Here is a 16,458-nt window from a genome sequence, read left to right as displayed (position 1 = left end):
AATTATCACTTACCCGAGCTTAAGCTCATCATCGCCTCTTTTTGCTTCACCCAGCCTTCGGACAATAATACGCGTTATTCTCAAATGATCAGTTTCTTCTATGATAAACTCGAATTGCTCAGAATAATCGACGCGCTGATTTGCATTGGGAGGAATTTCAATCCTTGAATAGATCCAGCCTCCAATAGTATCGTAATCATCTGTATCAATATCGAGTCCAAAAAAACTATTTACTTCTTCAATCAGCATAAGTCCGCTTATCGAATAGGATTCGTCGTCCCTTTTTTCTAACTGTTCACGTTCCTCATCGAACTCATCTTGAATTTCTCCTACAATTTCCTCCATGATGTCCTCAAGCGTCACTAGTCCCGATGTTCCTCCGTACTCATCAATTAAAATGGCTATTTGGGATTTCCTCTTCTGCATAAGTTTTAGGAGCGTACTAATCCGCATTGACTCCGGCACTGTTGTAATCGGTCTCGTAATTTGCTTAATATCATGCAGGTTATGCGCTGTATCCTTCAGTAAATCTTTAATATGAACAAATCCAACTATATTATCCTTGTCATTCTCACATACGGGATAACGGGTTAGTAATTGCTCTAATGCTATCTTTTTATTGTCCTCTAGTGAAAGGGTTAAATTTAAACAAATCATTTCCGTTCGAGGAATCATAATTTCTCGCGCGTTGGTATCGGAGAAATCGAAAATATTATCCATTAAGGTAAGCTCCGTATTATCGATAAGACCGCTCTTATGGCTTTCCTTCATCAGTATTCTTATTTCTTCTTCCGTATGCGCCGAATTTTTTAACGTATCCGGTTCAATGCCAATCATTTTCAACAGCTGATTCGCTGTAGCATTCAGCACCCAAATGAAGGGATGCATCAATTTATAAAAAAATATGATCGGTCCTGCCGTCAGCATTGTAATCGATTCTGATTTATGGATCGCTATGGTTTTGGGGGCCAATTCTCCTATTATTATGTGAAGTCCGACAATAAAGATGAAAGCAAGGACGTAGGATACAGTGTGTATGAAGGTCTGATTATCGAATCCTAGCATTACAAGTAAGGGCCCAAGCATCGCAGCTAAAACAGGCCCACCGATCCATCCAAGACCAAGTGAAGCAATTGTAATGCCTAATTGACATGCAGACAAATATGCATCCAGATTGCTAGTCAGATGAGACGCCAGCTTCGCTCGCACATGTCCTTCGGCAACCAGCCTTTCGATTCTGCTTCCTCTTACCTTAACCATTGCAAATTCTGACGCTACAAAAAAACCATTCATACCTGTGAGAAACAAAATAAGAGCTAATGACAAACTTAGCGGTAAAGGATCTTCCAACGATTCCCTGTCAATCGCATTTGCATAGCTTCTCGTGCAATGACAGGTGCACCTCCTTTGGGAAAAGACTATTACTAATGTTTATTCACACTAGGCTGGACTTTATACGCTGTTTGTCATTAAATGTTCATAAAGCCGCTACCAAAAGCTCACTTTATTCTAAGGTATCGCGCTCTGGTATCTGTTATAATTCATGCTGTAACCTTAAAGCGACTACTTTCAAAATGAGTTTTTGCTTAAAATTGTTTAGGAGGCTTCATAATGAAAAGAATATTACTTATCTTCTTAGCTGCTCTATGGCTCTTACCCAACGTGGCTATGGCTCACTCTAAGTTAGAAATAGCGGTCCCTGCTCAGGACGCGGCCGTTACAACATCACCAGAGCTTATTGATTTAACCTTTAATACAAAGATAGAAAAGCTTAGTAATTTCAAGCTTTTCAACGCTGCTGGTGAACAAATGGCGACCGATAAAGCAAAAGTTGATGGCTCGACAATGAGTGGAGCTGTCACCGAGAAATTGACCAACGGGATCTACACGGTAAAATGGGTCATTATTGGAGCTGACGGACATTCTGTTGAAGGCGACTATTCCTTTAGCGTAGACGCTCCTGTAACTTCTGAGGAGCCTTCAACAGCCCCTAGCGAATCGACCGATCCAACTGCAACGGCAAATCCTGTTGAAACAGCAAACCCACTTGAATCGACACCAGCACCTACGCCAGTCGAAAATAACGATAGTAATAATTCCAGCACGAATTATACGGCAGCGATTATAATCGGAGTAATTATTATCGGGGCTGCAGTTATACTGCTCTCGCGGAGGCAGAAAAAATGACCTTTGTAAGTGAAGGGTTGCTTTATATTTGCTTTGCTATAATGACTGGAGCTTTGCTGCTCAAACTAGTACCGGCAAGCAAAAGGCCCGACATACATGTCCCAAATGGCTTACTGCTCGGAATCGCTATTGCGATTCCGATTTTGTCGTATATACCTATACACAATCTAGCGATTTTGTTTGCGCAGGATTTCGACATGTCCTATGGTTCAATTCTTAAAAGCATTATCCTTGACATCAACACCGGTAAAGCTTGGTTATGGACGACGCTTGGATCCATAGGCCTCGCTCTAGTGCTTGGATTAAAATCATTTCAAAATGATAAACATATGCCAAAGGTTGCGCTGTTCGTAACTTTTTTACTTATCGTATGGCTTGGATACGCCGGGCACGCTTCTTCGTTATACGGCTTCAGAGGATTAATAGCACATTCCGCGCACTTCCTCGCGTTTAGTGTCTGGATTGGAATCCTATTTGTCACTAGCTGGTTTTCTAAGGATAACGCGAATTGGTCAGCCTTTTTACGCTGGTTTTCACCCGTTGCTATTGTTTCGGTCTTAGTTACGCTTTTTGCTGGACTTGTGCTCATGTCATTCACTACTCCTGAGTATGTGAACGCATGGATGCTGCCATATGGCCAGATGCTGCTTATTAAGCATTTGCTCATCCTACCGTTGCTGCTGTTTGCTTATACAAATGGCTTTAGCTATAAGAAAATATCAAAGACCGATCCGTCCTTTAATCCAAAGCGTTGGCTGAAGGCTGAAAGTATAATTGCGATGCTCGTCCTGGGAGCAACAGCGGTGCTCGGTCAACAATCACCGCCGCATAAAGTCAGGGAGACGCTTCAAAGTGAATCCCCTTCACCATTATTCACATCTCTATATAAAGGCAGTTTCAGTCCTGATATTAACCTTCAATTCACTTTGCATTTGGAGAGTTTTCTAATGTTTGCCGCTTCCGCGCTAATGGCTGCCGGTATCATTTGGATGTATCGAACGAATCGACTAATTCCAGCCTTTATCATGGGAATTCTTACTGCCGTCTTTGGTTATTTCGGGCTCATGTTCTCCATTGCATAAATCGGATTAGCGCACTTATAGTGAAAAGGCCAACCAGCTGTCCCTCCTCGTTGGCCTTTTCACTAATACTCAGTTAATCTCATCCTTGAGAAAACAATTCATGAAGCTGATTCACGATAAATACAATTTAACCTCACATTATGAATTACTTTCCAGTTAAAACAATTGGAGCTATAATGATTGAAAGTAATCGCTACATAACGGGGGTTGAAATTGAATAAATCATGGTTTTACCGTATGCTCTTATCTTATTTACCAGTATTTTTTATTGTAACGACAATTCTATTTATATTATTTTTCGGGGCGCTAAACGAGACAAATCGGAAGCAGGCGGCTCAAGCAAACGAGTTTGTCGCCAATCAGGCACTGCAATATGTCGATAATACATTAAAGAATATTGAGCATACCGTACTTCGTAAAATTTTAACAGATACCGAAATGAATCGTTTTTTTGTTGCTGGTTCTTCTCAAAATGTGTATGCGAATATCCGAGCTATCAAAATGATGGATGATCTGAAATTTGAGTATCCGATGATCGACTCTATCTATTATGTACGATATAAGGACGAGATCGTATTAAGTGACGCCATGTTTAGCACCATCCAAACTTATCCTGATTCGAAATTTATTCAAGACAATATGAAAGCGGTGTCAAAGCGAAGTGAAAATTGGACAGGACTTCGCAAATTTACACCCTTTCCAAAAGATGAGAATGAAGTGGTCACTTTAGTTAAAACAGTCCCCTATTCTACTTCCAATCCTTCAGGGATGATTGTCGTCAATGTAAACGTGAAGTACATCCAATCCACCATCGAGCAAACATACAATTCAAAAATCAGTTACATTCATTTGTTTGATCTTCAAGGTAATAATTTATTCAGCAAACCGGATGACAATCAAAATGACCAGAAGAGCAATAATGTTTTTGTTTCGTATACCTCAGACTATACTGGCTGGAAAGTTGAAAGCGGCTTAAAGAACGGAGATGCGGTTGGTTGGGTGCTCAATATCTATAACGTGTGGGTTATGTTTTCGGTAGTGCTTGTCCTATTCGGCTTCGCATGGGTCGTATACATAACAAGGAAAAACTACAAACCTATTAAGCAAATTGTATATTTAATTGAATCGTTTACTTCACAGAAGCCTGGAGCAGGCAAAGATACAAACAGTGAGTTCGGGTATATTCTCACATCGCTTGAAATGATGATGGCACAAACAAAACAGTTTCAAGTTCAGCATAACGAAGATATGATTTTACACAAAAAATATTTTTTCCTCGAACTATTAAAAGGTAAAAGGCAAATTAATCAAGAGGAATGGAAATCTGAAATGGGCAAGCTGAGAATGCCGGATTCCTTTAACGAGGCTTATGTTCATATTATAGAAATCGATCATTACGCTGCGTTCTGTAGGAAGTACAATCCGAAGGATCAGATGCTGCTCAAGTATATGTTATCAACCGTTCTGAGTGAAGTAACTTCGGGCACCTCAGTCTGGTCATGGACGGAATGGACGGATAACAACCGAATGGTCGGAATTTTATTTCAGAGTGCAGAGCAGGTAGAACTTCTTGATATCCGAATAATATTGGAACAATATAGAGAATGGATTTGCGCTCACTTGGATCTAACGATTACCGTCGGATTAGGACATCATACCTTTGATATTGGACAGTTAAAGTATTCTTATGCGGCCGCCCAAAGCGCGTTAGAGTATAAGCCGATTCTAGGAACGAATCAGCTGATTCTGTGGAACAATAAGATGGCAGATAAAAAGGAGCTATTTATCCACTTCAAGGCAATCGATTCACTAATGGACCGGTTCCGTGTAGGCATACCGGAATGGCAGCAGGATTATCGCAAAATGTTTACAACCATAGAAGATGCGCTACTCCCAAGAAGTAATATAATATCAATCATCCATTTTCTTTGCGATCATTTAGGTAGAGTAATGATTGAGTCTTCTAGAGAGATTCAGTTCTATTGGGAAGAGCATGCCTTACCCAGAATGAATGCTACTCTCTCCGATTGGGATACGATGAAACAGTTGGAAGAAGATATTCATTTGGTGTTATTAGGTTTGTTCGAGCATATTCAAACGATTCACAAATCAAAACAATACAGTAAATTAATTCACAACATCAGAGAATATATTGAGGGAAATTATTATGATTGTAATTTGTCATTGGATTACTTAAGTGACAGGTTTGATATTAGTCCCAAATATTTAAGCAAATTGTTTAAAGAAGAACTCGGTATTAAATTCGTCGATTTCCTTATAGGTCTGCGAATTAATCAGGCGAAATTTATGCTTAAGGAGACAAACCTTCCGATTCAGGATATTTCCCGGGAAGTTGGCTATCCGAGTTACATTTCATTTAACAGAGTATTTAAAAATGTTGTCGGTACTTCACCAAGTGACTATCGGAAAATGATCAGTTGAAAATGATTAACAAGGCGAAAATAGATATATGAATTCCTAATGGCACCGCGATTTATGCGGTGCTTTGTCTATTTTATAGAGGAATTTCCCGTGCCCCAAAGTCATTAGAAAAACGATAACAAAGATGAATATTACGAATTGCCACTGCTTAAACGAAGCATATATATTGAGTTTGTACACCAGCACACGATAACCAAGCGAAAGGAGTAGTGTTCATGAACAGTTCCCAACTAACCAAACTTACAGGAGTGTCCGGAGCGCAGACCGTCAGAAGAAAAACTGCCATCGATAAAATTAAAAAGCATTGGGAGCTGTACCTGCTAATTTTACTGCCTATGTTGTACATCATTATTTTTAAGTACATACCCATGTTGGGCGTCCAGATTGCTTTTAAAGACTTTAATATCATTAAGGGAATTTGGGGAAGTCCTTGGATAGGGTTCAAACATTTTGAGGCATTTTTCAACTCACCAAACTTCTGGATATTAATTAAGAACACGATAGGTATCAGCTTGTATTCCCTAATCGCCGGTTTTCCAATTCCTATCATCTTCGCTTTGGCTTTAAATGAAATGCGCAATGGTTCGTTCAAGAAATCAGTACAGTTAATTACTTACGCCCCCCATTTTATATCTACGGTAGTTATGGTTTCGATTATCATCTTAATGCTGACACCTCATGTGGGTATAGTGGATCGCATGGCTACGATGTTCGGAGTGATGTCGCCCAATTTTATGGGGGTTCCTGAATATTTCAAATCCATCTATGTGTGGTCAGGCATATGGCAGTCGATGGGGTATTCCGCGATCATCTATATTGCAGCATTGGCTGGTGTGAACACGGATTTATACGAAGCTGCAAGAGTTGATGGCGCCTCTCGTTTCCAGAAGATCATTCACATTGATATTCCAAGTCTTATACCGGTTACAGTCATCCTATTAATCTTAAATTTGGGCAGTGTGATGGGTGTTGGTTTTGAGAAAATATTTCTGATGCAGAATCCGTTGAACATAAGCACATCTGAAGTTATTTCCACTTATGTGTATAAGGTTGGTTTGATAGGAACAAATTTCAGCTTCTCAGCAGCGGTAGGATTGTTTAACTCTGTTATCAACCTCATTCTTCTATTAACAATAAATAATTTCGCCCGTAAAGTTTCACAAACGAGCCTATGGTAGGAGGAGGAAAATCATGCGTAAACACGCCATAAAAGAATCGTTTGGAGATAAAATACTACTTTGTTGCATTTATACTTTAATCATCATCATTACTCTCATCGTTTTGTTTCCACTGTTATACATTCTTAGCTCATCGCTAAGCTCTTCCAGAGCTGTACTAGCTGGGGAGGTTTGGCTGTTTCCCGTGGATATTACGTTCAAAGCATATGCAGCCATTTTACAAAGTACTCAGATCATGTACGGATATATTAACTCGCTTTATTATACAGTTGTTGGAACATTTATTAATGTCGTTATGACCATTTTGCTCGCTTATCCGCTTGCCAAAAAAACGTTTTATGGTCGGAATCTTTTCATGATCATTCTGATGGTGACCATGTTTTTTGATGGCGGATTAATTCCTACTTATTTGCTGGTGAAGGACCTTGATCTCCTTAATACCCGCTGGGCGATGTGGCTGCCAGGAGCTCTTTCTGTGTTCCAGGTTATCGTTGCGAGAACATTCTTCCAAACTTCGATTCCTGAAGAGCTGAATGATGCAGCTGAAATGGATGGCTGCCGGGATTCAAGGTTTCTGTGGAGTGTGGTCCTCCCATTATCCAAGCCCATCATCGCTGTTATGGCCTTAATGTACTCAGTGGGCCACTGGAATGCTTACTTCGACGCCTTGATCTACTTACGTTCGGAGAAGCTGTTCCCGCTGCAATATGTGCTGCGGAATATATTGATTCTCAATTCAGTAGATCCAGAAATGATGGCAAGCAATGCGGCAAAAGCGCGTGATGTTGGGTTCGAGGAAATGCTGAAATATGCGCTGATTGTGGCTGCAAGTCTTCCGATGCTGATTATATATCCTTTTGTTCAGAAGCATTTTACTAAAGGTGTTCTTATTGGTTCTTTAAAAGGCTGACAGGCTGATTCTTTTGAGAGGGGGCGGTTTGTTAGAAGCAGGTTTAGAAAGGAATAATCAGGTCCCATTTCATCCAATATTTCAAGGAGGGTTTCATTTGAAAAAAGTATGGGGTTACGCATTAGCAGCGGTAATGATAGCAACACTTGTATTATCTGGCTGTTCAGGGAATAAAGAAGGTCAACCAATAAATTCCGGTGGATCGAATACAGGATCGAAAGAAGCTCCATCCGGCCCGGTTAATATGACTTTTTTTTCTCCACAAGGGGAAGCAGCGTGGGAAGATAATGAGTTTACGAAGCTTATAGAAGAGAAATTCAATGTTAAGTTGAAATGGGATGTGGCTCCCGCAGACGCGGTGAAAGACCGCAGACAGCTGTTGCTTGCAAGCGGTGATTATCCTGAAGTATTCCTTGAAGGGAAATTTTCACAAACTGATATTTTGAAATATGGACCACAAGGCGTAATGCTGCCATTGAATGATCTTATTGATAAGTATGCACCGAACATTTTAAAAGTATTTGAAGAAAAACCCTATTTGAAAGATTCCGTAACTTCGCCGGATGGTAATATTTATGCACTTCCGCGAATTAATGAATGTTATCACTGCACCTATTCCCAGAAGTACTGGATGAACAAGGAATGGCTGGACAAAGTAGGATTGGCCGTACCAACAACAACGGATGAATTATATGCCGTGTTGAAAGCGTTCAAGGAAAAAGATCCAAACAACAATGGCAAACAAGACGAAATTCCACTGACAGGCGGACCTAACAAAAATATATGGAACGGCAGTATCGATGGCTACTTGATGAATTCATTTATTTATAACGACAATACGAAATACTTAACTATGAAGGATGGCAAAGTCGATTTCGCAGCTAATAAACCGGAGTGGAAAGATGGCTTGGTATTTATGAACAAGCTGTTCAAAGAAGGACTTGTGGACGCAGCATCATTCACCCAGAACGATAAAGCATTAAGTCAATTGGGAAATCGTGAAGGCGATGAGCAAGTTGGTTCTGTGACAGCTTCACTTCTCGGATATTTAGTGGAAACAAGTGATGAGAAACCACGCCACAAGCATTGGGTTATCGTTCCTCCATTAAAAGGACCTAATGGGGTACAGCTGGCTGGTACATCGCAAGGTATTTCCGAATTTCAATTTGCAATTACTAATAAAGCATCTGAGGAGCAGCAAATTGCTGCCATCAAAATCGCTGATTATTTGCATTCTGAAGAAGGTGCCCTATTAAGCGAATATGGTGTTGAAGAAGGTTATGGCTGGAAAATGGCTGAAAGCGGGGAGTTAAACCCTGATGGAAATCCTGCAAAATATTCATTTGAAGGTCTGGCGCCTACAGATAAAACGGCAAAGCCTAGATTCGATCGTTGGACTTTATTGGGACCGAAAAATATGTCCGCGGAGTTCCGTAATTCTTTTGCCTCAAACCAAGACCCGCTATCCGGAAAAGGCTATGAGACACGGTTAGCGAAAGCAACAAAAACATACGAGCCTTATGCGCCTGCTGAAGTGTATCCAAACGGTGTGTTTATCCGTCCTGAAGATACAGACGTAATCGCACAATTAAATCCTGCCATTCAAGACTATGTCACTTCAAATATGGCTCAATTTATTATTGGAAGCAAGGATATTGAGAAAGAATGGGATTCCTATGTGAAAGGGTTCGATGGTTTGAATCTGAAGCAATATATTGAAATCTACCAACGTGCGATTGAAAAAAAATAATCACACAGAATTCGTTTAAAACATGGGATGTCCCAGGATATTTAGCTCTTTGGGACATCCCGTTGTTTTGTTTGTTGATCTATCTTTGTTCATTTCCGTGTTCATTTCTGTTTTCATTTCTATTTTCATTTCTTTGTTGATTTCTTTGTCCTATCCATCAATCTGTCCGTTCTATTATTCCTGCTACTTCTGCTACTTACTGCTTTAAGTGGCACCCTTATCTTTTCGGCGCTGCTGGTTTTGTTTGATTTTATCTTCCATCCCTTGTTCCGTTGCCTTATATAACGTTATACCGCCTAGCGTGTCAGGCAAATACTGCTGTTTCACAAAATGATTCGGATAATCATGCGGATACTTATAGCCCTCATGGCCTAGCTGCTGCGCTCCGCTATAGTGGGTGTCACGAAGATGAAGCGGCACTGAAGCATCTCCAGCCCGTTCAATCGCAGCCTCCGCAGCTCCAATAGCGACAGCTGTGGCGTTCGACTTTGGACTTTCCACAGCGAACAAAATAGCCTGCGAAATATTGTATTTCGCTTCCGGCCAACCAATTTTATGATAAGCATCCATGGCCGTTACCGCTTGAATCATTGCCTGTGGATTAGCCAGCCCGATATCCTCGCTGCACGCGACAATTAGTCTGCGGATAAAGGTCATAGGATCCATGCCAAGCCGCTCTACCGCGTATAAAAACCAGAATAGAGCCGCATCGCTGGAGCCTCTAACACTTTTGTGGAAAGCAGACAATACGTCATACTGAGTTGACAGGTCTGCCCGTATCGTCGGCTTGCGTATAGATTCTTGAGCGACCTCCAGTGTCAGACGCACGGAACCATCCATCTCGGAAGGTGTCGTAACCGCAGCTAGCTCAAGTGCATTAAGCGCCCTCCTAATATCCCCTCCAGCCATTGCAGCAATATGACGCAGCGCCTCTTGATCCGCATGCAAATCCATGAAGCCAAGTCCCCGCTCGCTGTCAGCCAGCGCTCTTCGCATCGCTTCATATGCATGCTCCTCGCCGAGCGCTTCCAATTGAAATAGAGTAGATCGCGACAATAAGGCTCCATTCACATGATGAAACGGATTTTCAGTCGTTGCCCCAATAAATATAATGATGCCTTGTTCAACTGCCGGCAATAAAGCATCCTGTCTTGCCGTATTGAAACGATGAACCTCATCTAAGAAAAGAATCGTCTTCTTCCCGTACATCGTTTTATTCGTACGTGCCATCTCGATAACTTCCCTAACATCCTTGACCGAGGCATCAACCGCGTTAAGCTTTATGAACTCGCCAGCTGTACGCAGCGATATTATATGCGCCAACGTCGTTTTCCCGCAGCCCGGAGGTCCATATAACAAAATTGACGACACCTGATCGCCTTCAATAGCTCTTCTAAGAAGCTTTCCTGCACCTACGATATGTTCTTGTCCAATATATTCATCCAGCGTTTGCGGCCGCATTCGATCAGCTAGCAGCTTGGCACGCGGTTTTTCCTCATTTTGATATGAAAATAAGTCCATTACGTTCCCCAACCTTCTCCTATCAGTTGCCTCGATCATAGCATACAAGCACATTTGTTCGCCACATTCGTCACATGCTATATCTGTTAAGCTAATATATTTTTTGGTAATTTGGCCCTTATCAGACGGTTATTCGTCCAACGGGCTGGAGCAGTTCCTTCAATCTCAATTAGTTCTATATTCTGAAACTAAAGTGCGTCATCCAGCGAAAAGAGTGGGATTAGTTTCAGATTCTGCGGCTAATTCAACGGGAATGGAGGTATGGTCGAGAAAAACTAGCCTCTAATTTCATTTACTGAAACTAAATCGCAACTCACTCCTTTACCTCTTCATTTAATTGCAATAATTGAAACTAAACAGACCTAGCAAATGTGTTAATAGACAAAGAATCATTTATTTATGATCAGTTTCCCTAGATCAGAGTACAGGCAGATGTCGAATACGTTATTTATGCAAAAAAAGAGTTACCGCATCACCAGCTGTTGCTGGGTCGCGATAACCCTTATTTATCAATTTACTAAATAAGGCGGTGTTAAATTAATCATAACTTACAGCTCTACGCCGCCTGTTTCAAGCAATTCACGAACGACAACACTGACCATAATAAGACCCGCAACCGGCGGAACAAAGGCATTGCTCGCTGGAGGCTGCTTCGCCTTGCGGATTTCAGGTGCGTTATCCGGAACGATACGCTTCGTTACATCCTCACGCGGCTTCATCGGAAGCTCGGTAGAGAAAACAACCTTTACACCTTTCTTGATGCCTTCCGCACGGAGCTTCGTGCGAATAACTCTCGCTAGTGGATCCGTATGTGTCTTGGAAATATCGACCACTTGAAACTTTGTTGGGTCCATCTTATTCGCTGCGCCCATACTCGAAATGATCGGAATTTTACGTTCCAAGCATTGCTTGATTAAGTGGATTTTATACGAAATCGTATCCGATGCGTCTACAACATAGTCCAGCGGATACGCAAACAGCTGCTCATACGTTTCTTCTGTGTAGAACATCCTCATAGCAATGACATCACATTCCGGATTAATTAGCTTAATACGGTCGCGCATCAAATCTGCTTTCGGCTGGCCAACTGTTGTTGTAAGCGCATGAACCTGCCGATTGACGTTCGTAATATCGACGACATCCTTATCGATCAAAATAATGCGACCAACCCCGGTGCGCGCCAACGCTTCAGCCGCTATACCACCGACACCGCCGATTCCGAGCACGGCAACCGTGCTCCCCTTCATTAGCGCAAGCCCTTCCGGGCCGATAGCGAGCTCAGTACGTGAAAATTGGTGAAGCATCTGGCTGCCGCCTCCTTTGCATAAAACGATTATTTTTCGTTGTTATCAGTAGCTGCTGTCGCTGGTGCCGCGGCAACTGGCTGCTTAGGCTTAAGCACCGTGCGGATATGCAGCTGTTCAAGCTGAGATAGCTCAACCTCAGACGGCGCATCGCAGAGCAGATCTGTTGCACTCGCTGTTTTCGGGAAAGCAATCGTCTCGCGCAGGTTAGTGCGACCAGTAAGTAGCATTACAAGTCGGTCAAAACCGAATGCGATACCGCCGTGTGGAGGCGTTCCATATTCAAATGCATCCAGCAAGAAGCCAAACTTCTCTTGCGCCTCCTCCATGCTGAAGCCAAGCGCTTTGAACATTTGCTCCTGTACTTCACGTTGATAAATACGCATCGAACCGCCGCCTACTTCATAGCCGTTCAAAACAAGATCGTATGCTTGCGCGCGTATTTGTCCTGGATCAGTATCGAAGAAGTGAAGATCATCATCATTAGGACGCGTGAACGGATGATGCTCAGCTACATAGCGTTTAGCATCCTCATCCCAGCCAAGAAGCGGGAAGTCAACAACCCATGCAAATTTGAATTTGGACTCGTCAATCAAGCCTAGATCTTTACCCAGCTTCGAACGTAGATTGCCGAGTACATCAGAGACAACCTTCTTCTTGTCTGCGGAGAAAGTAAGCAGATCTCCCTCTTCAACTTGCAAACGCTCTGTAAGAGCAGCGATTTCCTCCGGCTTCAGGAATTTCACGATCGGGCCGCGCCATTCGCCTTCCTTCACTGTAATCCATGCAAGTCCTTTGCCTCCGTAACGAGCAGCAAACGGCTGCAGATCATCAAGCTCTTTGCGACTCCAGCTTGCGCACCCTTTTGCATTCAGCGCTTTAACAACACCGCCGCCTGCTGCTACACTTGCGAATACTTTCACATCGCTGCCAGAAACAATATCGGTAATATCTTCAATCTCAAGCCCGAAACGAAGATCAGGCTTATCCGAGCCGTATTTGTTCATTGCATCCGCGTAAGTGATACGTTGGAACGGAAGCTCAAGCTCTACACCAACCGTCTCGCGAAGCAGCTTCGCAGTAAGCTCCTCCATCATAGTAAGCAGCTGATCCTGTGACAGGAATGAAGTTTCAATGTCGACTTGCGTGAATTCCGGCTGACGGTCTGCACGAAGATCCTCATCACGGAAGCAGCGAGCGATTTGATAATAGCGCTCAATGCCGCCAACCATAAGCAATTGTTTGAAAATTTGCGGTGATTGCGGCAATGCGAAAAATTCGCCTTCATGAACACGACTCGGCACCAAATAATCACGCGCGCCTTCTGGCGTGCTCTTCGTAAGAATCGGTGTTTCTACATCGATAAAGCCTTCTCCATCAAGGAAATCACGGAACACCTTCGCTGCTTTCGAGCGAAGAAATAGCGTCTTTTGCATTTCCGGACGGCGTAAATCTAGATAGCGATATTTCAGACGAAGCGACTCATCAACCTCAACACCATCTTCAATCGGGAATGGAGGTGTTTTTGCAGCGTTCATTACTTCGATTTTCGTTACACGCACTTCAATTTCGCCTGTTGCCAGGTTTGCATTGTACGTTTCCGCATCGCGTTCAACAACTGTACCTTGAATAGCCAACACGAACTCGTTACGAGCGCGATCAGCAATAGCTAGCGCATCGCCAGAGAAATCAGGGTTAAATACAGTTTGAACAATACCGGAACGATCGCGCAAATCAATAAATAGTACGCCGCCAAGATCGCGACGACGTTGTACCCAACCGTTCAGGATAACAGATTGGCCAACGTCTGCTTTCGATAGTCGGCCGCAGTGATGAGTTTTTAACAACATAATGTACATGCTCCTCTATTAATTAGTTTAGTTTATAGGGTATTTCTTAACCGCTAATCTCGTCAGCGAGCCGATCAATCGAAACAACACGCTGCTCGCCTTTTACCATGTCCTTCAAAGCTATTTCGCCGCGCACAAGCTCATCGTCACCAAGAATGGCTGTGTAACGAGCTTGAAGGCGGTCAGCAGACTTCATCTGTGCCTTCATCTTACGTCCTAAGTAATCACGCTCAGCTCGAATACCGCGCATTCTCAGCTGATAGACGAGCTTTGTAACCTCTCGGTCAGCTGCTTCGCCAAGCGCTACGAAATAGACATCTACCTGATTAAAATTCGGCAGCTCGGTTTGTTGATGCTCAAGCAGCAGAATTGTTCTCTCTAAACCAAGGCCTACGCCAACACCCGGCTGATCAGGTCCGCCGATTCCGGATACAAGTCCGTTATAGCGTCCACCGCCGCCAATCGTGTCGATAGCGCCAATGCCTTCCGCTTTGTATTCAAACGCAGTATGCGTATAGTAATCCAGTCCGCGAACAAGGCGGTGATTAATGGTGAACGGTATACCCATATCACCCAAATACATAAGCACCTTATCAAAGTGAATACGGCATTCCTCATCCAAGCTGTCAAGTATGGACGGCGCGTCTTCAAAATGAGCCTGGTCAACCTTGCAATCAAGCACGCGCAGCGGATTTCGATCAATACGCGATTGACAGTCCTTGCAAAGCTGCTCACGCTTCGGCTCTAGAAAGGCAAGCAAGCGCTCACGAAAGACTGCTCTCACCGCGGGTGTTCCTACAGAGTTCACTTCTACACGTACGCCTTTCAGACCTACCTCTGTATAAAACGTGTAACCGAGGGCAATAACCTCTGCATCGATTGCTGGATCAGCAGAGCCGATAGCTTCCACGCCAAATTGGTGCAGCTGACGATAACGTCCAGCTTGCGGGCGCTCATAACGAAACATTGGACCGATGTAATAAAGTTTCGATACATCGGGTTCGCCATACAGCTTGTTTTCTACGTAGGATCTAACAACGCCCGCCGTTCCCTCAGGACGCAGCGTGAGGCTCCGATCTCCACGGTCAATAAAGGTATACATCTCTTTCTCTACGATATCGGTTGTTTCACCGACACCGCGTTGAAACAGCTCCGTAGATTCGAAAATCGGTGTGCGAATTTCACGAAAGTTAAACCGCTGGCAAATATCGCGCGCTTTCTGCTCCACGTATTGCCATCTCTCTACGGCGCCAGGCAGAATGTCCTGCGTTCCCGGTGATTTTTGAAATGCCATTTGTATGCCTCCTGACCCTTATTCAATTTCATATTCATAAACACAAAAAACTCCCGTTCCTAACGACTTATGCCGTAAGGGACGAGAGTGTATCTCCCGTGGTACCACCCACATTCCGAGCTCCATGACACGCATAAGCTCGCTTAAAGACGGTTAACGCCCGTCATCCGCAGTCCAGCTACTGTTCATCGTCGCAAGCTATACGCTTACTCCTCCGTTGTTCGCCGTCTGTTCTCCGGGAAGTCTGTTCATTCAACCGATATAAGGACGCTTGCAGCTAAATTGACGTCCCTCTCTGAATATAACGTGTAGAATTACTTTGTCCCATCAACGAATCGATTTCAACAAATACTAATATCTAATTTTACCTGTCGAAGCACTTAAAGTCAATATAGAGCTAGCATGACGTGGCTTACATAGACACCCTCTAAAAATAGACAGAAAAAAACCTACAAAACCAGTTTGTAGGTCCATAAGTAATTTATATTTTAAAAAGGGGGTCGAGATTTATTATAGATTAATGATGTTAAAAGAAAGTTAGAGATTGATTACAAAAATATTACAATTCAGAAAGCGTTTTTACGAAACGCTCTGTCGATGGAGCAATGAGATATTTCTTATATGTCCCCTTGTGTTTTAAAAAACAACCGCCCAGGCAAGAAGCCAAGGCGGTGTCTGTAATTGACTATAAATGATTCGGATTATCTCTGCGCGGATACTGCGGGAAGCCCGCCCACTCTTCGGCAGCTTCAATATCTTCCTCTTGCTTAGCCATAATCTTTGCCTCACGACGATCGGGATGCAGCAGACTTCTAGACGCTCGTTCCATGCTTTGTTCCTTGCGTGATTGATGCATTTGCGGAATTCCTCCAATAGAACATGCAGCGAGCACGCCGACCTGCGTAGACTTGCTTCGCTTATTATCTATTGTTTCCCGCAT

12 protein-coding genes are annotated in these 16,458 nt (G+C 43.1%); 6 read left to right on the top strand and 6 right to left on the bottom strand.

The genetic code is table 11. The features are described 5' to 3' along the window. Positions 1-9 precede the first annotated feature (9 nt). Positions 10-1,350, bottom strand: a complete 1,341-nt coding sequence (locus AC0YN7_RS20960) for a hemolysin family protein (protein ID WP_475811978.1) — start codon at positions 1,348-1,350, stop codon at positions 10-12. 261 nt (positions 1,351-1,611) lie between these two features. On the opposite strand from AC0YN7_RS20960, the gene AC0YN7_RS20955 reads away from it, so the two are divergent. The 6 genes from AC0YN7_RS20955 (at position 1,612) to AC0YN7_RS20930 (ending at position 9,549) form a co-directional block, all read left to right on the top strand. Then, positions 1,612-2,187: a copper resistance CopC family protein gene (locus AC0YN7_RS20955; RefSeq protein WP_475811977.1), complete on the top strand. Its 576-nt coding sequence runs from the start codon at positions 1,612-1,614 to the stop codon at positions 2,185-2,187. Further along, positions 2,184-3,269 carry a copper resistance D family protein gene (locus AC0YN7_RS20950; RefSeq protein ID WP_475811976.1) on the top strand — a complete coding sequence of 362 codons (1,086 nt, stop codon included), beginning with the start codon at positions 2,184-2,186 and terminating at the stop codon, positions 3,267-3,269. Before AC0YN7_RS20955 ends, AC0YN7_RS20950 begins: the two co-directional genes overlap by 4 nt. Positions 3,270-3,482: 213 nt before the next feature. Next, positions 3,483-5,711, top strand: coding sequence for an AraC family transcriptional regulator (locus AC0YN7_RS20945; RefSeq protein WP_475811975.1), 2,229 nt, complete (start codon positions 3,483-3,485; stop codon positions 5,709-5,711). A 215-nt stretch (positions 5,712-5,926) separates the two neighbouring features. Then, on the top strand, positions 5,927-6,889 hold the full coding sequence (locus tag AC0YN7_RS20940) for an ABC transporter permease (protein ID WP_475811974.1): 963 nt from the start codon (positions 5,927-5,929) through the stop codon (positions 6,887-6,889). 13 nt (positions 6,890-6,902) lie between these two features. Beyond that, positions 6,903-7,799 carry a carbohydrate ABC transporter permease gene (locus AC0YN7_RS20935; RefSeq protein WP_475811973.1) on the top strand — a complete coding sequence of 299 codons (897 nt, stop codon included), beginning with the start codon at positions 6,903-6,905 and terminating at the stop codon, positions 7,797-7,799. A 97-nt stretch (positions 7,800-7,896) separates the two neighbouring features. Continuing rightward, positions 7,897-9,549, top strand: coding sequence for an extracellular solute-binding protein (locus tag AC0YN7_RS20930; protein WP_475811972.1), 1,653 nt, complete (start codon positions 7,897-7,899; stop codon positions 9,547-9,549). A 204-nt stretch (positions 9,550-9,753) separates the two neighbouring features. Here the strand turns inward: AC0YN7_RS20930 and AC0YN7_RS20925 are convergent, their stop codons facing one another. From AC0YN7_RS20925 to AC0YN7_RS20905, 5 genes are all read right to left on the bottom strand, one after another. Then, positions 9,754-11,070: a replication-associated recombination protein A gene (locus tag AC0YN7_RS20925; RefSeq protein WP_475811971.1), complete on the bottom strand. Its 1,317-nt coding sequence runs from the start codon at positions 11,068-11,070 to the stop codon at positions 9,754-9,756. 548 nt (positions 11,071-11,618) lie between these two features. Continuing rightward, on the bottom strand, positions 11,619-12,374 hold the full coding sequence (locus tag AC0YN7_RS20920) for a tRNA threonylcarbamoyladenosine dehydratase (RefSeq protein ID WP_475811970.1): 756 nt from the start codon (positions 12,372-12,374) through the stop codon (positions 11,619-11,621). Between the two features lie 29 nt (positions 12,375-12,403). Beyond that, on the bottom strand, positions 12,404-14,224 hold the full coding sequence (aspS, locus tag AC0YN7_RS20915) for an aspartate--tRNA ligase (protein WP_475811969.1): 1,821 nt from the start codon (positions 14,222-14,224) through the stop codon (positions 12,404-12,406). 46 nt (positions 14,225-14,270) lie between these two features. Continuing rightward, positions 14,271-15,518, bottom strand: coding sequence for a histidine--tRNA ligase (hisS, locus tag AC0YN7_RS20910; protein ID WP_475811968.1), 1,248 nt, complete (start codon positions 15,516-15,518; stop codon positions 14,271-14,273). Positions 15,519-16,203: 685 nt separating this feature from the next. Next, on the bottom strand, positions 16,204-16,458 hold the full coding sequence (locus AC0YN7_RS20905; protein WP_475811967.1) for a hypothetical protein: 255 nt from the start codon (positions 16,456-16,458) through the stop codon (positions 16,204-16,206).

The organism is Paenibacillus sp. J31R122, assembly GCF_056269185.1.
This window is presented reverse-complemented; position numbering and strand designations above follow the sequence as displayed.